Origin of the sequence: Vitreimonas sp., assembly GCF_035627415.1 — a bacterium.
GTDB lineage: Bacteria > Pseudomonadota > Alphaproteobacteria > Caulobacterales > Aquidulcibacteraceae > Vitreimonas.
In genome coordinates, this window is record NZ_DASPLU010000016.1 from 39036 (window position 1) to 62173 (window position 23138).

A 23138-nucleotide genomic window follows, 5' to 3' on the forward strand; every position below is an offset into this window, starting at 1 on the left:
ACGCTACTTTCGGAGACCGCATGAGAGTCCTGATCCTGGCTGTCGCACTGACGCTGAGCGCCTGCGGCGGCGCGAGCCTCGCCGACGCGACCCCGGTCGCGGACCCCTTGCCGGCCGAAGCCGGCGGCTGGGTCGAGCGCGAGCCTCAGTCAGTGACAATCGATGGTGAAACGCTCGAGGCGACCTGCTCGGACGCGCCCGGCGCCGACCCGGCCTTCAAGTTCTGGGCGCGGCGCGGCGTCAGCAACAATCTCGTCGTGTTCTTCGACGGCGGCGGCGCCTGTTGGGACAACCTCACCTGCTCGGTGCCGCGCCTCGCCTCCGGTCGCGGTGAAGAGGACGGCTTCTACAAAGCGGAGCTGATCCCCGGCGACGACCCGAGCGCGATGTCGGGGCTGTTCGACCTCGACAACCCGCGCAATCCGGTTCGCGACTGGAGCTTCGTGTTCGTGCCCTATTGCACTGGCGACGTGCACTCCGGTTCGAACACGGCGACTTACACCGATCCGGACACAGGCGAGGAGTTCAAAATCGAACACCGCGGCGCGGACAATTTCCGCATCGTGTTGGAGTGGGTGCGTCAGAACTTCGCCGCGCCGGACCAGATCCTGGTGGCGGGATCGAGCGCCGGCGCGTACGGCGCCGCCACACACTTCGCCCGCATCCGCGAGGCGTTCCCCGGCGGCCGCGCGCTGATGCTTGGCGATGCGGGCCAGGGCGTGACGACGCGGGACTTCCTCAATGTCCGCAACGCGAGCTGGGGCTATCAACTGCCTCAGAACGTGTTCGGCGCCGATGGCGCGATCACCGCTGACGAGGACATTGTGGGTCTCCTGGCGACGCATTACCCGCAGGACCGCTTCGCCCAATACACCACGGCGCAGGACATCACCCAGACGGCCTTCTACGCGCTGATGGGCGTGCCACAGGCGTGCCGGACCTGGAGCGCGAAGATGACGGGCGATCTCACGCGCCGCCAACAGGCGCCGAACTTCCGCTCCTATCTGGCGAGCGGCCAGACGCACACGATCCTGCGCTCGCCACTGTTCTACAGCCAGCGCAGCGGCGGCATGCCGTTCGCCGAGTGGTTGGCCGCGGCCCTGCAATCGGACGCCGCCGGCTGGGCCAACAAAGCTTGCGCCAACTGCCTTCGTCCGCCCGAGCACTGCCAGTTCTGACCGGTTCGTCGCATGCGGCGCTTTCGCGCTTGCCACTCAATCGCAGCCTGATATTGCTAACGCCTCGCAATTACATGGGGCGTGGGGATGAAGAAGCGCAAAAGCGCGGCTCGCCGGGCGGTGATCCTGACGAGCACGATGTTGTCCGTATTCGGCGCAGGGCCGGCGTACGCGGAAATGGCGGCTGAAGAAGAGCCCATCACTGTGGTCGGTCGCCGCCCTGCCTACGGCGAAGCCGAGACCTCCACCGCGACGCGCACAGACACGCCGCTGCGGGACGTGCCGCAATCGGTCACGGTCATCACCAACGACCTGATCGAAGATCAGGCAATGCGCTCGATGGCCGATGTCGTGCGCTATGTCCCGGGCGTCACCATGGGCCAGGGCGAAGGCCACCGCGACGCGCCGACTTTGCGCGGCAACAGCTCGACCGCCGACTTCTTCGTCGATGGCGTACGCGACGACGTCCAGTATTTCCGCGACCTCTACAATGCCGAGCGTATTGAGGTGTTGAAGGGCTCTAACGCGATGATCTTCGGCCGCGGCGGCGGCGGCGGCGTCATCAATCGCGTGACCGAATGGGCCGATTTCTCACCCTCGCACGACCTCGCGCTCACCCTCGGCTCCCACGAGCAATACCGGGGAACGTTGGATCTCGGCGCTGCGCTCGGTGATTCCGCGGCGTTCCGGCTGAACGGCGTCTATGAGCAGTCGGACTCTTACCGCGACTTCGTCTCGGTCGAGCGATGGGGCCTCAACCCCACCACCGCGTTCCGGCTCGCCGAAAGCACGACGCTGCGCGTCGGCTACGAGCACTTCGACGACGACCGCACTGTCGATCGCGGCGTACCCTCGGAAAACGGCCGTCCGTGGGACGACAGCCGCTCGGCTTTCTTCGGCAATCCCGAGGCGAGTTACGCCGAAACGGAAGTCGATCTGATCAACATCCATCTTGATCACGATCTCAGCGCCAATCTCGAACTGCGCAGCAGGCTCGTAGTCGGCGAGTATTACAAGTTCTATCAGAACATCTTCGCCGGGTCGGCGGTGAATGGCGCAGGCAATGTCACGCTCAGCGGCTACAATAGCGGCACGGAGCGCGAGAACCTCTTCAGCCAAACCGATCTCATTTGGCGCACTGAGGCCCTCGGCATGCGGCACACAGTGCTCACCGGCTTCGAGCTGGGCCATCAGGTCACCGATGCGACGCGGTCGCAGAACTTCACCGGCCTCGGCTCGGTCAACGTGACCAATCCGACCACGACGGCGACGGGCGTCATCCCGGCCGGGCTGCAGACGGATAGCCACGTCCGCGCAAATGTGGCGGCGCTTTACCTGCAGGATCAGATTGCGCTCTCGGATCAGTGGCAAGTGATCGCCGGGGTCCGCTTCGACCGCTTCGATCTGGATTACGACAACCGCCTCTCGGTCAACGATTTCAGCCGCGGCGACGACCTCTTGTCGCCACGCCTGGGTGTCATTTACCGGCCGATCGAGCCGCTCTCGTTCTATGCGAGCTACAGCGTTTCCTACTTGCCGCAATCGGGCGACCAGTTCGCCTCGCTCAGCGGCACGACTGCCAATCTAGAACCGGAGGAGTTTGAGAACATCGAACTCGGGCTCAAGTGGGACGTGCTGCCCGAGCTTGCGCTGACCGCCGCCATCTATCAGCTCGACCGCACCAATACCCAGCACAGCCCCGCGCCGGGCGTGACCGTGCTCACCGGCGCGCAGCGCAGCGAAGGTTTTGAACTCGGCCTCGCCGGCCAAGTCAGCGACTCCTGGCAAATCGCCGGCGGCTACGCGTGGCAGAACGTCGAGATCACCGAAGCGACCTCCGTCCCCGCAGGCCGCGTCGTGCCGCTGACGCCGGAGCATTCGTTCTCGCTCTGGAACATGGTGCGCTTCACGCCGCGCTTCGGAATCGGTATCGGCATCACGCACCAGAGCGAGATGTTCGCTTCGATCAACAACAGCGTGACGCTGCCGGAGTTCACGCGCGTCGATGCAGCGCTGTTTGTGGCGCTCACCGATCAGGTCGAGGCGCAACTCAACGTCGAAAACGTGTTCGACGAAGAATATTGGAGCACCGCTCACAGCGACAACAACATCACTCCGGGCTCGCCGACCGCGGCCCGCGTGACGTTGCGAGCGCGGTTCTAAGGCGCCTGCGAACGGCCACAGGGAATAGCAAAAAAGCGCAAGCGGCCGATGTTCGGCTTCGACTACCCCTCTCGCATTGATCGCGTGAGGGGACGTCATGAGTGTCAGAACTGCCGTACGCCTGTTGCTGAAAAAGCGCTGCGCCGCGATGCTGGCCGGCGCCTGCCTCGCCCTTAACCTTCTGCCGAGTCCGCCGGCGAACGCTCACAGCGTTACTGACCGATCCGTACGGGTGCGCGTCCACGATCTCGACCTCTCCACCGACGCAGGCGCTCGGCGGCTCCTGCGCCGGCTCGACCATGCGGTAGAGATCGTCTGCGGCGGCTCTTTCCTGCAGCAGTTCTCAGCTGCGCGGCGGGCCTATCGCAGTTGCTATGAGCGCACCATGACGGAGACGCTGGCGCGGCTTGATGCGCCGCGCGTCAACGCGCACTATGCGCAGCGGCGGGCGCGCGCCGGCGAGATCGGGCGCGGCCGGTCATCGTGACGGAGAGCTGCGCCAGTGGCCCGCATTGTCTCGCTTTGGTCCTCCCCCGAGATCAGCATTTATCGCTTCGACCATCCGGTCGAACATGAGGACCAGGCGTACGAAGAAGTCGCCAACGCCTTCCGCGCGAGCTTCGTCGAAGAAGGCACGTTCGATCTTCACGTTGGCGAAGGCCGTTGGCGGGTCAATGCCGGCGACGTGATGTTGAGCCATCCAGGCATGAGGTTTCGAGCCGGCTTTCAAGGCAAAGGCTTCAACGACACCTGTCTTTCAGTTATCTATCTCAGTTCGGCCGAAGATGGCTTCGATTCCCAGCGAAGCTGGGCCAGAGCGGGCCGGCCAGTGTTGCCGGGGACGAACAGAGTTCGGTACCTGCGCTGGGGTTTGCGCCGCGCAATCGAGAGCCGCGCCTTTATGGCGGCGGAGTACTTCGCGGCTGCGATCTTTCGCGAAACGCCGGAAGCGCCAGGAACATCTCTTTTCAGCGAGCACAAATTCGCTTGGTACGCCGAGCGCGTTGAGCATGTGCGTGAGCGCATTGATCGCGACTATGCCGAAGAGCTGACGGTCTCCGACTTGGCACGGTCAGTGGGCATGAGCATGTTTCACTTCTCGCGCATATTCATCGAACTAATCGGCGCGCCGCCGCACCGTTATTTGCTCGAGCGCCGCCTGACGGCCGCCCGCGCGATGCTGCGCGAGGGCCGAAGCGTGACCGAGACGTGCTATGCCTGCGGCTTCAATAATCTCAGCCATTTCAGCCGGAGCTTCGCGCGCCGCTTCGGCGACGCGCCGTCGCGCCTGTTCGCTTGAGATTGGCAGGAAAGCGCAAGCGCGCGCGCCAAACGCGGCCTAAAAGACCTCACTGTTCAACCCCGAGGCCGTATCATGCGTTTCCGCTTCGCCGCTCTCCCAATTCTTGCCGCCGCGCTTAGCACTGGCGCCGCGGGCGGCGCCGAAGATCCTCGGCGCGAGATCGCCGCGATCGATACGGCTTATCAGGCCGCCGTCGAGCGCAATGACGCAGCGGCGATGGCCGAGATTCTGCACGAGGACATGATCCTTGTCGTCGGCACGGGCGCAGTGCACACGCGCGAAGACCTGCTTGAATTGGCGCGGACGCAGGAATTCATCTACGAGCGCCAAGTCGAAGACGAGGGCACGCAGACCGTGCGCATGTACGGACCGAACACGGCCATCGTCACCGCCCGACTCTGGCTCAAGGGCACGCGCAACGGACAGCCGTTCGACCGCAGGCTCTGGTTCAGCGACACCTATGTGCGTACGCCAGAGGGTTGGCGCTACGCCTTCGGCCAAGCTTCGCTGGCGCTGCCTGTGGTTCCGGAAGGCGGGCCGCCGCGCTGAGCGGCGACGATCAGGAATGCAATCGGAAAAATTCGATGCTCTGACGCATCGCCTCCGGAACGGCCGTGAAATGATCGCCACGAACGGCGAGAGCCTCGACGTCCAACCCGGCGGCTTTGGCGATCCGCGCCATCAGCTGCGTGTCTTCACCGTAGACTTCGCCCTGCGCATAGAACAAGCGCGCCGGCGCCTTGAAACTGGCGGCATAGGAAAGCGGTGATCGCATCTCGCTCTCGGCCAAGTCGTTAAGATCGAACGGTGTGATCTGCGCATACTCGCGGCAGAACAAGAGTTGGTCTGGCGATCCTGAGAACGAGGCCACGGCGCGGTAGTTCGACGACGCCTGCCCCGCCAGCATCGCCAACGTCCCGCCGACGCTGTGTCCAGCCAGATAGATGCGCTCGCTGTCGATACCGGCCTGCGTTTTCAGGAACTCGGTGACCGCAATGATGTCGGCCGCCTCGTCGTAGAACATGGAGAAGGCGCCTGGCAGGCCATTTTCGCCCCGCACCCACGGCACCGCCACAGCGTACCCTGCAGCAAGGTACGGCCGCGCCATGTCCAAATCCTCGGCGCCAAAGGCAAATCCTCCGTGCGCAAAGACAACCAGAGGCGCCTGCTCTGGCGCCGACGCAGGGCGCGCAAACCACGCCTTCAGCCGGAGATCACCGGATGGATAATGGATTTCACGCACACCGCTGGGCACGCGATCGACGCCGTAAGGCTGCGGCGAGGGTGTGCGGCGCAACAGCCGCGTCTGAAACGCCTGACGATCAACGGCATAGTCGGTCGTCTTGATGCGCAAACCGGACGTCGTGCGCGTGGGCGTCGTCTGCGCCTGCGCGCAACCCAAAAAAGCGGCGCTGCCCAATCCAGTCATCGCCGCGCGTCGTGACAGCTTGCTACTCATGAGCCCCCTCTCGGCCAGACAATGAAATAGGGAAGAGCTCCGTTCAAGTCAGCTCAATCATCACCTCATCCGCCGCGACGCTTGCGCCGGGGGCGACGTGGACCTTGGCGATGACGCCGTCGCGTTCGGCGCGGATGATGTTCTGCATCTTCATCGCTTCGACGACGGCGACGCCCTCGCCCGCTTTCACGTCCTGGCCTGCCTTCGCATCGATGGAGATCACCAGGCCGGGCATCGGCGAGACGATCAGCTTGGATGTGTCAGCCTTCTGCTTTTCCGGGATCTTCTTGTGCAGATCCGCGCCGCGCGGCGTCGCAACGGTGGCGCGGGCGGTCACACCGCGCAGGCGTAGCGTGTAGCCCTCGGGCGCCGTCTTGATCTTTACGGCGAATGGCTGGCCGTCGAAGGCGCCGATGATAATGCGCGCGCCGGGGCGCGTCTCGGTGTCGAAGCGATGCTTCCTGCCGTCGATAAAGACGTCGGCGCCCTTCTCGTCGAGATCGACGTGCGTCAGGTGATGCACCTTGTCGAGAATGACGACCCAATCCCGCTGCCAGCCATTGGCGGGGGTGACGCGGCCGCTGGTCTGCGTGGCGCGGCGCGCGGTGAAGGACCGGGCGACGGCCGCCGAGGCGATGAGCAGCTTCTCCTGCGCTTTCGTGGGCGGCACGCCCTCGAACCCATCGGGGAATTTCTGCTTGATGTAGGCGGTGGTGAAATCGCCCTTGCGGAAGTCCTTCTCCTCCATCACCGCGCCGAGAAACGGGATATTCTCGGCGATGCCTTCGATCAGGAAATTGTCGAGCGCGGCGGCCTGCGCGTCGATGGCGGCGATGCGCGTGGGACCATGCGTGATCAGCTTGGCGATCATCGGATCGTAGAACATCGAAATTTCGTCGCCCTCGCGGACGCCGGTTTCATTGCGGAGCGTGATCGCGCCCTGCTTGCCTTCGGCCGGGGCCTGATAGGTCTTGAGCCGCCCGATCGAAGGCAGGAAGTTGCGGTACGGGTCCTCCGCATAGATGCGGCTCTCGATGGCCCAGCCGCTGATCTTCAAATCCTTCTGCTTGAAGGCGAGCTTCTCGCCGGCGGCGACGCGGATCATCTGCTCGACCAGATCGAGCCCGGTGATCATCTCCGAGACCGGATGCTCGACCTGAAGGCGCGTGTTCATCTCCAAGAAGTAGAAGCTCTTGTCGGCGCCGGAGGCGACGAACTCGACCGTGCCGGCGCTGTCGTAGTCGACGGCCTTGGCGAGTGCGACCGCCTGCTCGCCCATCGCCATCCGCGTCTTTTCATCCAGGAGCGGCGACGGCGCCTCTTCGATGACCTTCTGGTTGCGGCGCTGGATCGAGCACTCGCGCTCGAACAGGTGCACGACATTGCCGTGCTTGTCGCCGAGCACCTGGATTTCGATATGGCGCGGGGCAGTGACGAACTTCTCGATGAAGATGCGGTCGTCGCCGAACGCGCCCTTGGCTTCGGCGCGCACGGCGGGAAAGCCCTCTTCGACGTCCTTGCGATTGTACGCGACGCGGATGCCCTTGCCGCCGCCGCCGGCGCTCGCCTTGATCATCACCGGATAGCCGATCTCTTCGGCGATCTGCACGGCGTGCTCGACGCCTTCGATTTCGCCGATGAAGCCGGGCACGCAGGAGACGCCGGCGTCCGCCGCGGTTTTCTTCGACTCGATCTTGTCGCCCATCGCGCGGATCGCCCCCGGATTGGGCCCGATGAAGGTGATCTTCTCGGCCAGCAGGCGATCGGCGAACTCGGCCTTCTCCGAGAGGAAGCCGAAGCCGGGGTGGATCGCCTGGGCTCCGGTTTGCTTGGCGGCGGCCACGATCTTGTCGATGACCAGATAAGACTGCGCCGCGGGCGAGGGACCGATGAAGACCGCGTCGTCGGCCATGTCGACGGCGAGGCTGTCGCGGTCGGCTTCGGAGAAGACGATGGCCGTCTTGATTCCCATGCGCCGGGCGGTGCGGATGATGCGGACGGCGACTTCGCCGCGGTTGGCGATCAGGATCTTATCGAACATTGAAGGCGTGATTAGCGGGTTTCCGCGGGCGCGCAAACTGCTCCGCGGGCCGATCGTGCGACAGGCGGCTCTCCCAGGTTCGCCGACGCCGCGTTAGGCTGCCCGCATGAATCGGCGTGAGTGGATCGCGGGCGCTGTGGCGCTGGCCGGCTGCGGCGCGGCGGAAAGCGATGCGCCGACAGCGCAGTTCCCGATCCGCCGCGGCGTCAACCTCGGCAACGCGCTCGAAGCCCCGAACGAAGGCGACTGGGGCTACCGGATCGAGCGCGCGCACCTGGCCGCGATCGCCGAGGCCGGTTTCGACGGCGTGCGGCTGCCGGTGCGCTGGGACGCGCACGCCGAGGCGGAGGCGCCGTTCGCGATCGATCCGCGCTTCTTCCGCCGCGTCGACGCCGTGATCGACCAGGCCTTGGAGCAAGGCCTCAAGGTGCAGCTCGACCTGCACCACTTCGATGCGCTGATCGCCGACGCCGAGGGCCAGCGCCGGCGCTTCATCGCCCTCTGGCGCCAGATCGCGCGCCGCTACAACCAGCATCCCGATGCGCTGGTGTTCGAACCGCTCAATGAGCCGAACGGCGATCGTTGGCGCGGCGAGGCGCTGGCGCTGCTTCAACGCGATGCGCTGGCGGCGATCCGCGAGAGCAACCCGACGCGCCTCGTCGTGTTCGGGCCGGGCAATTGGCAGAACATCGAGGCGCTGCGCAACTGGTCGCCGCCCGAGGGCGCGAACGTGGCGGTGAGCGCACACTATTACGAGCCGCATGCGTTCACGCACCAGGACGCGGAATGGCTGGGCGACAGCGCGCCGCGCTATGATCGCGCCTGGGGCTCGGACGCCGAAAAGCGGCAGATCGCAGAACACATTGCACGCGCGGCGCGCTGGGGGGCGTCGCGCGGTCATGCGATGCAGCTCGGCGAGTTCGGCGTGAACATGGCTGTCCCGCTGGAGCAGCGCGCCGCCTGGACTCGAACGGTGCGCGCGGCGTGCGAAGCGAACGAGATGGGCTGGTGCGCCTGGGATTTCGCCGGCGCCTTCCCGATCTGGGACCGCGAGCGCGGCCGGTTCATTCCGGACATGCTGGACGCGCTGTTTGGGTGACACGCTCCGCGTCCGCGCCTCAATAATCGAACATCTTCTCGTCGCGTTCGGCGCGGCGCTTGGCTTGGGCGACGATGTGGGCGACGAGCTCGGCCTCGTCCATGGCTGCGGTTTCGCCGGCGGGATCCAGATTGTGTTCTGAGACGAGCGCGTGCAGCGCAGCAGCGTCGAGCGCCACGAGCGCGGCGGTGAGCGCGTCATCGCCTTCTTTTTTGTAGAGGCCGGCGGGATTGATCGCGGGCGGCGCGGGCTTCTTCGCTGCTCCCCCGCTCGCGGGGGAGCTGTCAGGCTGCGCAGCAGGCTGACTGAGGGGGGCGGCGCGGCGTTTCGCTTTCTGGGCGACCTCCCCCTCCGCTTCGCTTCGCTCAGCACCTCCCCCGCTCGCGGGGGAGGAGTTCGTCACGTCTGCCAGCACGTCATCCGGGACGTCTCTCCGGCTGTCGTGGCGTTGGAGGACCGCGTCTAGACGATCGGCGAAGTCGGGGTTGCGCTTCGCCTCGCGGCGAATTTCATCGAACAGGCGGTCGAGCGTTTTGTTGAGGCTCATAGAGCGGGCGCGAGCTCCACCTTGGACTGGAATTCCTCGCCCAGCGCTTTGATCACCTTGGCCATGGCGCCGTATTTCTGCTCAAACGTGCGCTGCGTTTCGGACCATTCCGCCGCCTTGGCGATGTCGACATGCTGCGGGATGCGCACATCGAACATGGCTTCGCCGAGATTGTCCTTCAGCAGGCTGGCTTCGGACCGGTGCAGAGAAAAAGTCTCGTCGTATTTAGTGGCGAGCACCATCAGCTGCGAAGGCCCGCCGCGGCGTTCGTTGATCAGCCTGAGCGCGCGCTTGCGGAAGGTGATGAGGCCGAGCCGCGAGACATAATCCGGGATCGACGGCACCAGGATGCAATCGGCGGCGATCAAGGCCGCTTCCGCGAACAGGGAGATGCCGGGCGGGCAGTCGATCAGGATGTAATCGTAATCGTTGATGACCGTCTTCAAGCCGTTAGCGAAACGCTCGAGGATCCATTTCTGGATCATGTCGATCTGGAAGCCGCGCTTGACGAAGCTCTCGATCATGTCGCGCTCGACGATGCGGAATTCCGGCGCGGAGGCGCAGAGCGCGACATCCGGCTTGCCCTTCAGGTCGCTGACCTGCTTCTCGATCAGCGTTTTGAAGGGCTTGGCCTTCTGCTGAACGATGTAGCTTTCGAAGTAGAAATCGAGCGTGCGCTCGGCCTCGCGCATGCCGTTCCACTTCTCGGGGCCGGCCACCATGATCGAGGCGTTGGTCTGAGGATCGAGGTCGATCACCAGCACGCGCCGGCGCTGGTGATGCGCGAGCGTTTCGGCCAGCGAAACAGTCGTCGTCGACTTGCCGACGCCGCCCTTCATGTTGATCACCGAAACGATGCGCGCGGGCATGCTGCCCCCTCTTCAAAGCGTGTTGTGCCGAACGACGGACGGTCGGCCGCGACGGTTAGTTTTTGGTGAATGACGGTCAAGCCATGCGCGCAGTTCGCGGCTACCGCAGCTCGGGATAAGCCGCGCTGCGGCCACAATCGCGCCAACCGTGCCGTAGCCGAACGCGGCTGCAGTCCAAACATTCGTTTCAGCTCCGGTTCAAGCGCCGTGCGCGATACCGGCGTCAACGCGCTGGTGCTGCGCGAAGTGGAGCAAAGACAATGAAACGCAAGCTGACTTTCGCGGCGATCGCCGCCGCAGTGACGATGACGGCGCTGCCGGCGGCTGCGTCGCACGATTGGGATCGCGACGATTACCGCTATCGCGGACGCCCGCAACATATCACCGTGCGCACGGAAGATGGCGGCTCGTTCCGCACTTATCCAGGCGAGCGGATGCACCGGGTGTTGAGCGGCAATCCGTTCAAGTTCAAGCCGGGCCGCATCTACACGTACCGCGACTGCTCGTGGAACGGCAACGCTTGCGACGTGCTGGTGACGGACCCCTACGGACGCCAGCGCTACAATCGGATCGTGGCGCCGTCGATCGACCGCTACTTCGCCCACGGCGGCTACGGCCGCGGCTGGGGCCGGTAACGGATCATTCCGGGAGCAAGACAGGAAGCGCCGGTCCACACCGGCGCTTCTTTGTCGTGGGCGGTCAATAGGTCCAGAGCCGCGCGTAGTCCATCGGATCGGACGGCGACACCGGCATCTGCCGGACACTGTCGGCGCGAGTGCTGAGTTCGGCTCGCGCCTGGCTGACGACTTCGGCGCAGAACGTGGCGGCGCCGATGTCGTGTACGCCGAGTTGCGCGGCCATGTGGGCGGCAAGCTCGTCCGTGGCGTGGCCGCTATAGGCGCGCTGCACCAGCCCGGCCAAAACGCCGAGATCCTGCTGCTCGGCGCGGACGGTTTGCACGATGGCTTCGCGATGAGCCCCGCCGACGGCGGAGTCGCACACTTCGCCCATGCCGACATAGAGCTTGCCGCGGTTGCCGAGTTCGGCGGCCATGTCGACGGGATCGTTCGGGTTGGGCGCATAGGTCGAGGCGCAAGCCGAGAGCGCGCAAGCCATGCCGATCGCAACAAGCCGCATCGAGATTCCCTCATTGAGCGATACCGACGCCGTTCATGGTTAATGCGCGCGCCGGGGCGCTCAACCGGATACGCGCTCGGGGCGCCCGTCTGGGCGGCGGACGCGCCGCTGGGGAATGCGCTCATGCCGGCGCTTCGGGATCGTGCGCGATCGGCTCGCCCATCAGCACAAGTTCTTCGGCGGCGGTGGGATGGACGGCGCACGTCGCGTCCCACTGCGCTTTGGTGAGACCGGCTTTGACGGCGATCGCCGCGAGCTGGATCAGTTCGGGCGCTTCGGGGCCGGCGATGTGCACGCCGACGACGCGGTCGCTTTCGGCGTTGACGATCAGCTTCATCAAGGTGCGCTGCTCGTTGCCGGCGAGGATGTTCTTCATCGGCCTGAACACGGTGCGGAAGACGCGAATCTTGCTCTTGGCGCGCGCCTCCTCCTCGGTGAGGCCGACCGCACCCACCGCGGGGCGCGAGAACACGGCGCTGGCGACATCGGCGTGATCGAACGCGGTGGGGCGGCCCATGAATTCGGTCTCGACGAAGGCGACGGCTTCGCGGATGGCGACGGGTGTCAGATTGATGCGGTCGGTGACATCGCCGATGGCCCAGATCGAAGCCACGTTCGAGCGTGAATATTCATCGACGGCGACAGCGCCGCGCTGCGTCAGGCGCACGCCGGCGGCCTCCAGCCCCATACCCTTCGTGTTCGGCTCGCGGCCGATGGCCCAGAGCACGTGATCGGTTTCGAGCCGCATCGAGTTCGACAGCGTCACGAGTTTGCGGTTCTCGCCGAGCGGGGCGATCTCGGCGATGGTCGAGCCGCACATGATGTGGACGCCGGTGCGCTGCATGTCGGCCTGCACATGCTTGCGGATGTCGTGGTCGAAGCCGCGCAGGATGCGCTCGCCGCGATAAACGATTGTGGTTTCGACGCCAAGGCCGGAGAAGATGTTGGCGAATTCGAGCGCGATATAGCCGCCGCCGGCGATGACGATGCTGGCCGGCAGCGCATCCAGTGTAAAGCAATCGGTGGAGGTGATGCCGAGCTCTTGGCCGGGCGTGTCGTGCGGACGCGAAGTGTGACCGCCGACGGCGACAAGGATGCGCTCGGCGGTGACTTCCCTTCCGGTCGCGGTGAGGCGCAGCCGATGCGGATCGACGACGATGGCGCGGTCTTCGATCACCTCGACATGGGCGGCGGCGAGGTTGTTCATATAGAGGCCTGAGAGCCTGTTCACTTCCGCCTGCACGTGATCGCGCAATGTAGGCCAATCGAAGCGCGCCCAGTCGACGGTCCAGCCGAAGCCTTTGGCGTCGCGGAAGGTCTGGCTAAACTCGGCGCCGTAGATCAGCAGCTTCTTTGGCACGCAGCCGCGCAACACGCAGGTGCCGCCGACCTGTACCTGCTCGGCGATGGCGACGCGCGCGCCGGCCTTTGATGCGAGCCGCGCCGCGCGCACCCCGCCCGAGCCCGCGCCGATGACGAAGAGGTCGTAGTCGAATGCCATGCGCTAGCCTAACTCCTCCCCCGCACGCGGGGGAGGTGGCTGCGAAGCAGCCGAAGGGGGTAAGTGCTGGGCAATCGTCTCCCACACACCGGAGAGGTTGTCGTACACGTCCGCATTGGTCACGCGAAGAACACGCCAACCCTGCTGTTCGAGATATTTGGTGCGCCGCGCGTCGTGCGCCAACTCTTCGGGCGTCCAGTGCGTGACGCCATCGACCTCAAGGACGAGCTTGGCGGCAATACAGGCGAAGTCAGCGATGTAGGGGCCAATGGGGTGCTGACGGCGGAAACGGGCGCCATTTAGTGCGCGCTTACGGATGTAGCTCCATAGAAGCGCCTCCGACCGCGGCATGCGCCGGCGAAGCTGCTTTGCGAAGGCTCGGGATCGCTTCTCGCCGTCACGCACGCACCCCCTCCCCTCGCTTCGCTCGGACCTCCCCCGCAAGCGGGTGAGGAGTTAGGTTCGCGCGCACCTTAACTGCTCACCCGCTCGCGGGGGAGCTGTCAGCGCGCGCAAGCGCGATGACTGAGGGGGCGGCAGACTTACCCCCTCCGGCTCGCTTCGCTCGCCACCTCCCCCGCATGCGGGGGAGGAGTTGGTCGCGCGACGTCGTCAGCGCGCGCCGGTGGGGCGCCGCCGTTTTCCAATCACCAATCCCTAGTCCCGAGATGGGAGGCGGGGCGCGTCGGACGCGCAGGTGTAGTTCCTAAGTTGCGCCGCCCGATCGCTCGAACAGCGCGCGCGTCGAACGCGCCCCGTTGCGGTCTGTGCTCGCCGGCGCCGTCGCGGGAGGTGTGTTCACTCCTGGAGGCGGCTCGGCCGGCGGCGTGTGTCGCCTTCTCCGAAGAAGACGCAGACCCCGGCGGTTATGACCCCGCCGGCTTCAGGCCTCGCTTTCGCAACGCCTCACGCTCGACCACAGCCCTCACATTCCAAAGGTTCGGAGCTCTTCGAAATCCTCCCGTGTGAAGGCGACGCTATTATACGTCAGCTTTGGCGCGGTCGGATTGATTTCCACGCGGGGATTGATCGGCTTGGGTTTTTGCGCGGAAACATGGGGGATAGAGCGCGCCTCTATCCCCGCTCTCGCGTTACGGAAGCGGACCCGCCGGTATGCCGCCTGAAGCCGGCAGTCCGCAGTGGCGCGTTAGTGCGCCACTTTCATGTACGCGGGCAGCCAGCTTTCGTGGGCTTTGCGGAGGTCGTCGAGGCTGACGGTTTCGCGCTGGCCGCTTGCGCCGAGGAAGCTGATCTCGCGCCCGCCCGCTTCGCCGACGACGAGAAAGCTAACGCCGGCGGCGCGGGCGCGCTTGTCGAGATCGTCGAGCCTGGCGGACGAGACGGCGACGAGATAGCGCGCCTGATCTTCGGCGTAGAGAAACGCCGCGTCGGCGAGGTCGCCCTGATAGCCGAGCGCAACGCCGACATTCGAGCCAAGCGCCATCTCGGCGGCGGCGACAGCCAAGCCGCCATCGGAAAGATCGTGCGCGGCGCGCACCGCGCCATCGGCGATGAGTGCGCGGACGAAATCGCCGTTCTTCTTTTCGAGCGCGAGATCGACTTTCGGCGCGGCGCCGCCGAGCTTGAACAGATCGCGCGCGTAGACGGATTGACCGAGATGGCCGGCGGTGTCGCCGACGAGCACGAGCACATCGCCCTGCTGCAGCGCGTCGGCGGTGGCGCGGCGCTCCAGATTGTCGATGATGCCGACGCCGCCGATCGCGGGCGTCGGCAAAATGGCTTGGCCGTTGGTCTCGTTATAGAGCGAAACATTGCCGCTGATCACCGGGAAGGCGAGCGTGCGGCAGGCTTCGGCCATGCCTTCGATTGCGTGGACGATCTGGCCCATGATTTCCGGGCGCTGCGGATTGCCGAAATTGAGATTGTCCGTCACAGCGAGCGGGCGCGCGCCGGTGACGGTGAGATTGCGCCATGCTTCGGCGACGGCTTGCTTGCCCCCTTCGTAGGCGTCGGCTTCGACATAGCGCGGCGTCACATCGCACGTCATCGCCAAGGCGCGCTGCGAGCCGTAGAGACGGACGATTGCCGCGTCGGCGCCGCTATCGGCGAGCGTGTCGCCTTGGACGTGGCGGTCGTACTGCTCCCAGATCCAGCGCTTGGAGGCTTGGTCCGGCATCGAGAGCAGCGCCGTGAGCGATTTTGCGAACCCGGGATAGTCTTCGACCAGCCGCTTCTGCTCGGCCTCCGTCAACGGAATGGCTTTCAGCGGCTCGACGTATGGGCGCTCATATTTCGGCGCTTCGTCGGCGAGCGGGCCGAGCGGGATGTCGCAGACGATCTCGCCGTGCCAGCGCAAAGTGAGGCGGCCGGTGTCCGTCGTCGCGCCGATGACGGCGGCGTCGAGCCCCCACTTTTCGAAGATGCGCTTGGCTTCGTCCTCGCGGCCCGGCTTCAGCACCATGAGCATGCGCTCCTGGCTCTCGCTGAGCATGAATTCGTACGGCGTCATGCCCTCCTCGCGCGCCGGCACGGCGTCGAGATCGAGCAGGATGCCGGCTTCGCCCTTCGAGGCCATTTCGACGGATGACGAGGTAAGGCCGGCGGCGCCCATGTCCTGGATGCCGATGATGGCGTCGGTGGCCATCAGCTCGAGGCAGGCTTCGATGAGCAGCTTTTCCAGGAACGGATCGCCGACTTGCACGGTGGGCCTGAGGCCCTCCTCGCCCTCGACGAACTCGGCGCTCGCCATGGTCGCGCCGTGAATGCCGTCGCGGCCGGTCTTAGCGCCGACATAGACGACGGGATTGTTCGCGCCCTTGGCGGCGGCGGTGAAGATTTTGTCCTTCGGCGCGATGCCGAGACAGAAGACGTTAACGAGGATGTTGCCGTTGTAGCGGGCGTCGAAATTGGTCTCTCCACCCACCGTCGGCACGCCGACGCAATTGCCGTAGAAGCTGATGCCGCTGACGACGCCGTCGACGAGTTTGCGCGTCTTCGGATGATCGGGCTCGCCGAAGCGCAGCGCGTTCATGATCGCGACGGGACGCGCGCCCATTGTGAAGACATCGCGCAGAATGCCGCCGACGCCGGTCGCGGCGCCCTGGAACGGCTCGATGAAGCTCGGGTGGTTGTGGCTTTCCATCTTGAAGATGGCGGCGAGGCCATCGCCGATGTCGATGGCGCCGGCGTTCTCGCCCGGCCCATAGATCACGTGCGGCGCCTTAGTCGGGAATTTGGCGAGATGGGCGCGGCTCGACTTGTAGGAGCAATGCTCGGACCACATCACGCTGAACACGCCGAGTTCGGTGACGTTCGGCGTGCGGCCGAGCTTTTCGAGCACGAGGTCGTATTCGTCGCGGGAGAGGCCGAATTCTTCGGCGAGAGCCAGCGTGCCTGGCGCGAGCGGTTCTAGGGACATGGGCGGGGGATTAGCCTGTGTCGCAGGCGCGGGCAAATGGGGCGCCCTGGCGCAGGCGAACTCATTCACGTGTCGGCGGCGTCCGCCCCTGACAATCTCGACAAGTCCCCGCCTGCCCCTTACTCCCAGTCCGGAGCGAGGAGCCATTGAATGCGTGAAGTACCGTTGTCCGAAGCCCCGAGCCTGGTCGGCCAGGAGATCGGCGTGTCCGACTGGCTGGAGATCACCCAGGACCGGGTCAACCGGTTCGCCGACGCGACCGGCGATCATCAATGGATCCATGTCGACGTCGAGCGGGCGACCAAGGAGCTCGGCGCGCCGATCGCGCACGGCTATCTGGTGCTGTCACTGATCCCGTTCCTGGCCAAGAACATCGTCCAGTATCAGGGCGTCTCGCGCGGCATCAATTACGGCTCCAACAAGGTGCGCTTCACCAACACCGTGCCGGTGGGTTCGCGCATCCGCATGCGGATGAAGATGCTCTCGTGCGAGCCGCGCGGCGGCGGCTTCCAGGTCACCAACGAATTCAAGATCGAGGTCGAGAACGAAGAGCGGCCGGCCTGCGTGGCCGAAGTCGTTTCGCTGATCTATCCGGGCTGATGCTGACACTGGTCGAAAGCATTTCGCTGGCCGGCGATCGGGCCAAGCAGAACGATGACGCCTGCGGCCAATCGCACGGCGTAGCCTGGGTGATCGACGGCGCAACCGATCTGCACGAGACGCCGCTCACGCAAACAGCGTCGGACGCCAGTTGGCTGGCGCACACGCTTGACACCGCGCTGCACGCTTACGCCTATCCCGGTTCTGGCAGTGAGGCCGCCCTGCGCTCACAGCTGGCGCGCGTGATGCAAGAGCTGATCGCGCCTTTGTTCGAAGAGCTGATCGAAGGCCAAGAGATCGAGCGCTGGCAAAGGCCGATCGCGTCGCTGCTGATGCTTGGCGAAACGCCTGACGGCGTGGACGGGATCGACCTCGGCGATTGCCGGCTGGCGGCGGTGGACGCCAGCGGCGCAAGCGTTCTCATCGGCGGACCCGACGATGCAGCGGACGCCGAAACCAGACTTGCGGCGCAGCAAACCGACGCGGACAAACCGCTGCTGCGCCGCGAAGGCACAATTGCACGCTTGCGCGACATGCGCGCCGCCCTGAACCAAGAGGGCGCGCATTGGACCGTGTGTCTCGACGCCGCTTGCGCCTCTCACGCGCGCGGTTGGCGCATCAGCCTGCAGCGTCCCGCCCATCTGCTGCTGATGACGGACGGATTCTCCGCGCTCATCGACCGATACCACTCATACGATGCCGCCGGCCTTGTCAAAGCTGCGCTGGGTAAGGGCCTCCAGGAACTCGGCCGCGAGCTGCGGGCGATCGAAACCGCCGACGCCGGAGGCGCCAAGCACCCGCGCTTCAAGCCAAGCGACGACGCCACCGCCCTGCTCCTGCGTCTGTCGTAGGCGGATTGACCTCGGCGCTCCAATCCAGGAACAACGCCGCCATGAACAGACGCGAACTCCTTCAGGCCTCCGCCGCGCTGCCGGCGCTCGCCCTCCTGCCCGCTTGCGCTACATCGGATGCCGCAATGACCGAAACGCCTACGCCGCCTGTCGCCCGGATCGAGCCGAAGACGATCGAACAGCTGGGCCGCACGCGTGTGGATAATTACGCGTGGCTGAAGGACGACAATTGGCAGAACGTGATGCGCGATCCCTCGCTGTTGCGGCCGGACGTCCGCGAGTATCTCGACGCCGAGAACGCCTATCGCGAAGCGGTGATGGCGCCGACGGCGGCGCTGCAGGAGCGCATTTATCAGGAGATGCGCGGGCGCACGAAAGAGGACGACAGCTCCGTCCCCGCGCCGGATGGTCCGTGGGAATATTATCGCCGCTTCGAGACCGGCGCGCAGCACCCGATCCACGCGCGCCGTCCGCGCGGCCAGGACGGCCCCGAGCAGATCCTGATCAATGTCGAAGAACAGGCGCGCGGCAAGACGTTCTACAAGGTGATCGCCGCGCAGCATTCGCCTGACCACAAGCTTTACGCCTACGCCGTCGATGAGCAGGGTTCGGAAATCTACACGGTCTATGTGAAGGACCTCGAAAGCGGCGAGACGCTTCCGTCGGCGATCGCGAACTGCACCGGCGACTTCGCCTGGTCGCCCAATGCCGAGCTGATCTTCTGGACCTTCCGCGACAATAACGGCCGTCCGGCCAAGATCTATCGCCGCCCGGCGCGCGGCGGCGAGGACACGCTCGTCTATGACGAGCGGGACGACGGGTTCTTCCTCAGCGTTGGGCCGACAGAAAGCAAAGAATACATGCTGATCAGCGCCGGCAACGGCGCGCAATCGGAATACTATACGATCCCCGCGAACGACCTCACCGCGGCGCCCACCCTGTTCCATGGCCGTGAAGCCGAACTGCTCTATTCGCCGACGCACTGGAACGGCCGCTGGCACATTCTCACCAACGCCGACGGCGCCGTCGATTTCAAGGTGATGACGGCCGAGCCGGGCCGCACCGGGCGCGAACATTGGCGCGAATTCCTGCCGCATCAAGAGGGCCGCTACATTCTCGGGCTCGGCGCGACCAAGGACTATCTCGTGCGCATGGAGCGATCGAACGCGCTGCCGCGCATCGTCATCCGCCATCGCGGCGGCGAAGAGCACGCGATTGCGCTCGATGAACAGGCGTACAATCTCGAAATGTCGGGCGGCTACGAGTTCGACACGACGAACGTGCGCTACGTCTACGAATCGCCGACCACGCCGCTGAAATGGTTCGACTACGACATGGCGGCGCGCACGCAGACGCTGCGCAAGACGCAGGAAATCCCGTCGGGCCACAATCCGGAGGATTACGTCACCGGCCGCTTCTTCGCCGAAGCCGCGGACGGCAAGCGCGTGCCGATCACCATCCTGATGAAGCGCGGCACGCCGCTCAACGGCACGGCGCCGCTCTATCTTTACGGCTACGGCTCCTACGGCATCTCGATGGACGCGGATTTCTCGATCCGCCGCTTCAGCCTCGTCGACCGCGGCTGGATCTATGCGATTGCACATGTGCGCGGCGGTTCGGAAATGGGCTTCGGCTGGTTCCAGGACGGGCGCCGCTTCGCGAAGAAGAACACGTTCAGCGACTTCATCGCCGTGGCCGAAGAGCTGATCTCGCGCGGCTATGGGCGGGCCGGCAACATCGTCTGCGAAGGCCGCTCGGCCGGCGGCCTCTTGATGGGCGCGATCAACAATATGCGGCCCGACCTCTGGGCCGGCGTGATCGGCGGCGTGCCGTTCATCGACGTCTTGAACACAATGAGCGACACCTCGCTGCCGCTGACGCCGCCGGAGTGGCCCGAATGGGGCAATCCGCTCGAGAGCGAAGAAGCGTACGACTACATCGCCTCCTACTGCCCCTACACCAACATTGAAGCGAAAGCTTATCCGGCCGTGCTCTCGACCGGGGGCCTCACCGATCCGCGCGTCACCTATTGGGAGCCGGCGAAGTGGGCGGCGAAGCTCCGGCCGCACACGACGAGCGGGCGGCCGGTGCTGCTGAAGATGAACATGGGCGCGGGCCACGCGGGCAGCGCCGGCCGGTTCGAGTTCCTGCGTGAACTGGCGCACGACTACGCCTTCGCGATCAAGGCCATCGGCGACGACGAGGCGGGCGGGCCGTTTTAGCCCGTAACGCAACTGCTCCCCCGCGTGCGGGGGAGCTGTCAGCGTGCGCAGCACGATGACTGAGGGGGCGCACCGCGCGCTCGCCAACAGACTTACCCCCTCCGGCTCGCTACGCTCGCCACCTCCCCCGCATGCGGGGGAGGACTTACGCGTTCCGAATCCCGAACCAGCGGGCGCGGTGGATGTCTTCGAGATTGTCGGCGTAGCCGGTGAGATCGGGATGCACGAGATTGGTGCTGTTGATGAAGACGCTGGTGCAGATCGGCGCTTCGTCCAGCAACAATTGCTCGGCCTGCAGCATGAGCTGAGCGCGGCGCTGATCGTCGCGCTCGAGATCCGATTGGTGCACGAGATTGTCGTAGGTCGCGTTGTTGTAGCCGGGATAATTCTGCGAACCGGTGCGGCTTTCGAACAGGTAGAGGAAGTTCTTGGCGTCGTTGAAGTCGCCGATCCAACCGCCGTCGCCGGCGTCGAAATTCTTGGCGCGCAGATTGGCGTAATGCACCTGGTTCTCGACGCCGCGCAGCTCAACCGTCACCCATGGCGCGATCGAGTTCCAATCGTTCTGCGCAACCACGGCCACGCGCGGATTGTCGCTCGTGTTGCGGTGTGAGAACGCGAATCTGAGCGGGTTATTCGGCCCGTAGCCGGCGGCGCGGAGGAGACGCTCAGCCTCCCGTTTGCGCTCCTCGAGCGGCCGCTCCGCCCAGCGATAACGCGCGGTCGAGGGATAGTTGTAGACGCCCGGCGGCACGAACTTGTACGCGGGCTGTTCGCCGGTGCGATAGATCTGGCTGGCGACGAAGTCGCGATCATAAGCCATCGCCATCGCCTGGCGCACGCGCATGTCGTCGAATGGCGGCTTGGTCATGTTGAAGGAGAAGTAGTTGCAGGTGAGATAGGTCGCGACGCGCACATAGCCCGGCAGATCGCGCCGCAGCACTTCGACCTGATTTGACGGAAAGCGCGTCGACCAACCCGCCTCGCCGCTCAGCACCTTCCGCGCCGCGGCCTGCACGTCGTTCTGCGGATAAAAATAGAGGTGCTCCAGCACGACGTTCGGCGCGTCGAAGAAGCGCGGGTTGCGCTCCAGGTGGATGATGTAATTCGACCACCAGCGGCGCAGAATGAAGGCGCCGTTGACGACGATGTTCTCAGGCTTGATCCATTCCTCGCCGACTCGCTCGTGCACATGCTTGGGGATCGGGAACGCGGTGTAGTGCTTCAAGAGCTGCGGCAGGTAAGGCGCCGGGTGCTCCAGCTGGATCTCCAGCGTCAGATCGTCGATCGCCCTGACGCCGAGTTGATCGACCGCCATCCCTTGCGTGTTCACGGCTTGCGCGTTCTTGATCGGGTAAAGGATCGAGGCGTATTGCGCGAGCGTGTCCGGGTTCATGATGCGCTTGAAGCCGAACTCGAAATCGTGGGCGTCGCACGCCTCCCCGTCCGACCAGGTGGCGCGGCGCAGATAGAAGGTCCAGGTCAAGAGGTCGTCGCTGACCTCCCAGCGCTCGGCCATGCCCGGGATCGGCTCCGAACGCTCGTTCTCGGTCGTGAGGCCGACGAACATGTTGCCGATGATGTTGTTCTCCCACGAGCCGGTGGCCTTGTGGGGATCGAGAGAGAGCGGTTCGCTCGAATTGGCGATGTCGAGGGACTTCTTGGCCTTGTCGAAACCGACTATGCGGGCGTTGGCGCAGCCGCCGAGCGAGGTCGCCACACCTACGCCGCCAGCGCCAGCCAGGAGGGATCGGCGGCTCGTCCAGATGGCCATTGGAATGGTCTCCAGCGCCGGCGCCCAAGCCGGCTGACAAATTCTCCAGGCAGAATAAGATGATCCGGCTTCCGTTGGGAGGGGACTTTATGCGCATCGTCATCGCCAGCCTGTGTTTTGTCGCATTCGCCGCCGGCTCGGCTGCAGCCCAGGAGGAGCGGCCGGCCAATCCGCAGGTGCTGGATCAGGTCTATGCGTGCGCCAACATCGCCGACGAGACGCAGCGTCTCGCCTGCTATGACGGCGCCGTCGGGCGCCTCCGCGACGCGCAGACGAGCGGGAACTTGGTCGCCGTCGATCGCCAGCAGGCGCAGGAGATCGAGCGCGAGGCGTTCGGCTTCTCGCTGCCCAGCCTGCCGCGCATTTTCGGCAATCGCGGCAACGAAGCCGCTGCGCCGGAAATTGCGGAGATGGCGCTGACGATCGATCGCGTCGTCACCCGTCGCAACGGCCCGGCGACCTTCTACATGAGCAACGGCCAAGTCTGGACCCAGATCGACGACGAAAACGCCCGCAACGCCCGCGCCGGCGGACAGGTGACGATCCGACGCGCGACGCTGGGAAGCTTCCTGATGTCAGTTGAAGCTGGCGGTCCGGCGATCCGCGTGCGGCGGACGCAATAGCAGGTGAGTAGGTGAGTAGGTGATGCGAGAGGTTCGTTCGTATCGCGACCTGCTTGTCTGGCAACAAGCTATGGACTTGGCGGTGGCCATCTAAGGATGAACTCTACGGCCTGACATCTCAGGCGCGACGAGCGGCCGTATCGATCTGTGCGAACATCGCCGAAGGCTACGGACGCGAGATGCGACCGAGCTACATTCAATTCCTGCGCATCGCTCAAGGTTCGATCAAAGAGCTCGAAACCCATCTCATCATCGCACAACGGGTTGAATTGTCCGCCGCCGGCAAGATTGATGACGTGCTTGCTCAATGTGAGAGCGTTGGGAAACTACTGCGCTTGCTCGTCCGCAAGCTCGAAGGCGAAAGCGCCTAGCCCACACTCCCCACCCACTCC

General features: G+C 65.1%; 20 protein-coding genes and 1 pseudogene. 12 read left to right on the plus strand and 9 right to left on the minus strand.

Translation table 11 applies throughout. The features are described 5' to 3' along the window. The first annotated feature begins 20 nt into the window (after positions 1 to 20). The 5 genes from VEA80_RS10875 to VEA80_RS10895 all read left to right on the plus strand — a co-directional run bounded on the left by VEA80_RS10875 (position 21) and on the right by VEA80_RS10895 (position 5193). Positions 21 to 1178: a pectin acetylesterase-family hydrolase gene (locus VEA80_RS10875; RefSeq protein WP_325060760.1), complete on the plus strand. Its 1158-nt coding sequence runs from the start codon at positions 21 to 23 to the stop codon at positions 1176 to 1178. 87 nt (positions 1179 to 1265) lie between these two features. Continuing rightward, positions 1266 to 3341, plus strand: coding sequence for a TonB-dependent siderophore receptor (locus tag VEA80_RS10880; RefSeq protein ID WP_325060761.1), 2076 nt, complete (start codon positions 1266 to 1268; stop codon positions 3339 to 3341). Positions 3342 to 3438: 97 nt separating this feature from the next. After that, positions 3439 to 3828, plus strand: a complete 390-nt coding sequence (locus tag VEA80_RS10885; protein WP_325060762.1) for a UrcA family protein — start codon at positions 3439 to 3441, stop codon at positions 3826 to 3828. Between the two features lie 15 nt (positions 3829 to 3843). Continuing rightward, on the plus strand, positions 3844 to 4641 hold the full coding sequence (locus VEA80_RS10890) for an AraC family transcriptional regulator (protein WP_325060763.1): 798 nt from the start codon (positions 3844 to 3846) through the stop codon (positions 4639 to 4641). Between the two features lie 75 nt (positions 4642 to 4716). After that, positions 4717 to 5193 (plus strand): nuclear transport factor 2 family protein, encoded by a 477-nt coding sequence (locus tag VEA80_RS10895; protein WP_325060764.1) that lies wholly within the window; start codon positions 4717 to 4719, stop codon positions 5191 to 5193. A gap of 10 nt (positions 5194 to 5203) precedes the next feature. Here VEA80_RS10895 and VEA80_RS10900 read toward each other — a convergent pair whose 3' ends face one another. Next, the gene (locus VEA80_RS10900) at positions 5204 to 6103 is read right to left on the minus strand and encodes an alpha/beta hydrolase family protein (RefSeq protein ID WP_325060765.1); all 900 of its coding nucleotides are present in this window, start codon (positions 6101 to 6103) and stop codon (positions 5204 to 5206) included. A 43-nt stretch (positions 6104 to 6146) separates the two neighbouring features. After that, the gene (locus VEA80_RS10905) at positions 6147 to 8144 is read right to left on the minus strand and encodes an acetyl/propionyl/methylcrotonyl-CoA carboxylase subunit alpha (RefSeq protein ID WP_325060766.1); all 1998 of its coding nucleotides are present in this window, start codon (positions 8142 to 8144) and stop codon (positions 6147 to 6149) included. A 106-nt stretch (positions 8145 to 8250) separates the two neighbouring features. On the opposite strand from VEA80_RS10905, the gene VEA80_RS10910 reads away from it, so the two are divergent. Next, positions 8251 to 9243, plus strand: coding sequence for a glycoside hydrolase family 5 protein (locus VEA80_RS10910; protein WP_325060767.1), 993 nt, complete (start codon positions 8251 to 8253; stop codon positions 9241 to 9243). A 19-nt stretch (positions 9244 to 9262) separates the two neighbouring features. On the opposite strand, the gene VEA80_RS10915 is transcribed toward VEA80_RS10910, so the two are convergent. Beyond that, positions 9263 to 9790, minus strand: a complete 528-nt coding sequence (locus VEA80_RS10915) for a hypothetical protein (protein WP_325060768.1) — start codon at positions 9788 to 9790, stop codon at positions 9263 to 9265. After that, the gene (locus VEA80_RS10920; protein ID WP_325060769.1) at positions 9787 to 10659 is read right to left on the minus strand and encodes a ParA family protein; all 873 of its coding nucleotides are present in this window, start codon (positions 10657 to 10659) and stop codon (positions 9787 to 9789) included. The genes VEA80_RS10915 and VEA80_RS10920 overlap by 4 nt, the downstream gene beginning before the upstream one ends. A 260-nt stretch (positions 10660 to 10919) precedes the next feature. On the opposite strand from VEA80_RS10920, the gene VEA80_RS10925 reads away from it, so the two are divergent. Further along, entirely contained in the window at positions 10920 to 11294 is a 375-nt protein-coding gene (locus VEA80_RS10925) for a hypothetical protein (protein ID WP_325060770.1), read from the plus strand. A gap of 64 nt (positions 11295 to 11358) precedes the next feature. Here the strand turns inward: VEA80_RS10925 and VEA80_RS10930 are convergent, their stop codons facing one another. From VEA80_RS10930 to purL, 4 genes are all read right to left on the minus strand, one after another. Continuing rightward, complete coding sequence (locus VEA80_RS10930) at positions 11359 to 11796, minus strand: hypothetical protein (protein WP_325060771.1); 438 nt, start codon at positions 11794 to 11796, stop codon at positions 11359 to 11361. A gap of 121 nt (positions 11797 to 11917) precedes the next feature. After that, entirely contained in the window at positions 11918 to 13297 is a 1380-nt protein-coding gene (gor, locus tag VEA80_RS10935; RefSeq protein WP_325060772.1) for a glutathione-disulfide reductase, read from the minus strand. A gap of 3 nt (positions 13298 to 13300) precedes the next feature. Beyond that, positions 13301 to 13648, minus strand: coding sequence for an endonuclease domain-containing protein (locus VEA80_RS20450; protein ID WP_349257247.1), 348 nt, complete (start codon positions 13646 to 13648; stop codon positions 13301 to 13303). 796 nt (positions 13649 to 14444) lie between these two features. After that, on the minus strand, positions 14445 to 16676 hold the full coding sequence (gene purL, locus VEA80_RS10945; protein WP_325060774.1) for a phosphoribosylformylglycinamidine synthase subunit PurL: 2232 nt from the start codon (positions 16674 to 16676) through the stop codon (positions 14445 to 14447). Positions 16677 to 16826: 150 nt separating this feature from the next. On the opposite strand from purL, the gene VEA80_RS10950 reads away from it, so the two are divergent. From VEA80_RS10950 to VEA80_RS10960, 3 genes are read left to right on the plus strand one after another with little or no spacing between them, the layout of a single operon-like run. Then, complete coding sequence (locus VEA80_RS10950; RefSeq protein ID WP_325060775.1) at positions 16827 to 17276, plus strand: MaoC family dehydratase; 450 nt, start codon at positions 16827 to 16829, stop codon at positions 17274 to 17276. Beyond that, positions 17276 to 18127: a protein phosphatase 2C domain-containing protein gene (locus tag VEA80_RS10955; RefSeq protein WP_325060776.1), complete on the plus strand. Its 852-nt coding sequence runs from the start codon at positions 17276 to 17278 to the stop codon at positions 18125 to 18127. Before VEA80_RS10950 ends, VEA80_RS10955 begins: the two co-directional genes overlap by 1 nt. Before the next feature lie 41 nt (positions 18128 to 18168). Continuing rightward, positions 18169 to 20349, plus strand: coding sequence for a S9 family peptidase (locus VEA80_RS10960; protein ID WP_349257246.1), 2181 nt, complete (start codon positions 18169 to 18171; stop codon positions 20347 to 20349). 145 nt (positions 20350 to 20494) lie between these two features. Here the strand turns inward: VEA80_RS10960 and VEA80_RS10965 are convergent, their stop codons facing one another. Further along, a complete protein-coding gene (locus VEA80_RS10965) occupies positions 20495 to 22123 on the minus strand; it encodes an ABC transporter substrate-binding protein (RefSeq protein ID WP_325060778.1) in 1629 nt (542 codons plus the stop codon). 89 nt (positions 22124 to 22212) lie between these two features. Here VEA80_RS10965 and VEA80_RS10970 point away from each other — a divergent pair, with 89 nt between their 5' ends. Then, positions 22213 to 22746: a hypothetical protein gene (locus VEA80_RS10970; RefSeq protein WP_325060779.1), complete on the plus strand. Its 534-nt coding sequence runs from the start codon at positions 22213 to 22215 to the stop codon at positions 22744 to 22746. A gap of 22 nt (positions 22747 to 22768) precedes the next feature. Further along, positions 22769 to 23117 (plus strand): annotated as a pseudogene (locus VEA80_RS10975) (four helix bundle protein). Positions 23118 to 23138 lie beyond the last annotated feature (21 nt).

What these genes read in the sequence shown, in the direction of transcription:
- VEA80_RS10930 (WP_325060771.1), bottom strand. Translation starts at nt 11,796, where the DNA reads ATGCGGCTTGTTGCGATCGGCATGGCTTGCGCGCTCTCGGCTTGCGCC.
- VEA80_RS10905 (WP_325060766.1), bottom strand. Translation starts at nt 8,144, where the DNA reads ATGTTCGATAAGATCCTGATCGCCAACCGCGGCGAAGTCGCCGTCCGC.
- VEA80_RS20450 (WP_349257247.1), bottom strand. Translation starts at nt 13,648, where the DNA reads ATGCCGCGGTCGGAGGCGCTTCTATGGAGCTACATCCGTAAGCGCGCA.
- VEA80_RS10925 (WP_325060770.1), top strand. Translation starts at nt 10,920, where the DNA reads ATGAAACGCAAGCTGACTTTCGCGGCGATCGCCGCCGCAGTGACGATG.
- VEA80_RS10885 (WP_325060762.1), top strand. Translation starts at nt 3,439, where the DNA reads ATGAGTGTCAGAACTGCCGTACGCCTGTTGCTGAAAAAGCGCTGCGCC.
- VEA80_RS10895 (WP_325060764.1), top strand. Translation starts at nt 4,717, where the DNA reads ATGCGTTTCCGCTTCGCCGCTCTCCCAATTCTTGCCGCCGCGCTTAGC.
- VEA80_RS10910 (WP_325060767.1), top strand. Translation starts at nt 8,251, where the DNA reads ATGAATCGGCGTGAGTGGATCGCGGGCGCTGTGGCGCTGGCCGGCTGC.
- VEA80_RS10970 (WP_325060779.1), top strand. Translation starts at nt 22,213, where the DNA reads ATGCGCATCGTCATCGCCAGCCTGTGTTTTGTCGCATTCGCCGCCGGC.
- VEA80_RS10960 (WP_349257246.1), top strand. Translation starts at nt 18,169, where the DNA reads ATGAACAGACGCGAACTCCTTCAGGCCTCCGCCGCGCTGCCGGCGCTC.
- VEA80_RS10900 (WP_325060765.1), bottom strand. Translation starts at nt 6,103, where the DNA reads ATGAGTAGCAAGCTGTCACGACGCGCGGCGATGACTGGATTGGGCAGC.
- purL (WP_325060774.1), bottom strand. Translation starts at nt 16,676, where the DNA reads ATGTCCCTAGAACCGCTCGCGCCAGGCACGCTGGCTCTCGCCGAAGAA.
- VEA80_RS10950 (WP_325060775.1), top strand. Translation starts at nt 16,827, where the DNA reads ATGCGTGAAGTACCGTTGTCCGAAGCCCCGAGCCTGGTCGGCCAGGAG.
- gor (WP_325060772.1), bottom strand. Translation starts at nt 13,297, where the DNA reads ATGGCATTCGACTACGACCTCTTCGTCATCGGCGCGGGCTCGGGCGGG.
- VEA80_RS10955 (WP_325060776.1), top strand. Translation starts at nt 17,276, where the DNA reads ATGCTGACACTGGTCGAAAGCATTTCGCTGGCCGGCGATCGGGCCAAG.
- VEA80_RS10915 (WP_325060768.1), bottom strand. Translation starts at nt 9,790, where the DNA reads ATGAGCCTCAACAAAACGCTCGACCGCCTGTTCGATGAAATTCGCCGC.
- VEA80_RS10965 (WP_325060778.1), bottom strand. Translation starts at nt 22,123, where the DNA reads ATGGCCATCTGGACGAGCCGCCGATCCCTCCTGGCTGGCGCTGGCGGC.
- VEA80_RS10920 (WP_325060769.1), bottom strand. Translation starts at nt 10,659, where the DNA reads ATGCCCGCGCGCATCGTTTCGGTGATCAACATGAAGGGCGGCGTCGGC.
- VEA80_RS10875 (WP_325060760.1), top strand. Translation starts at nt 21, where the DNA reads ATGAGAGTCCTGATCCTGGCTGTCGCACTGACGCTGAGCGCCTGCGGC.
- VEA80_RS10880 (WP_325060761.1), top strand. Translation starts at nt 1,266, where the DNA reads ATGAAGAAGCGCAAAAGCGCGGCTCGCCGGGCGGTGATCCTGACGAGC.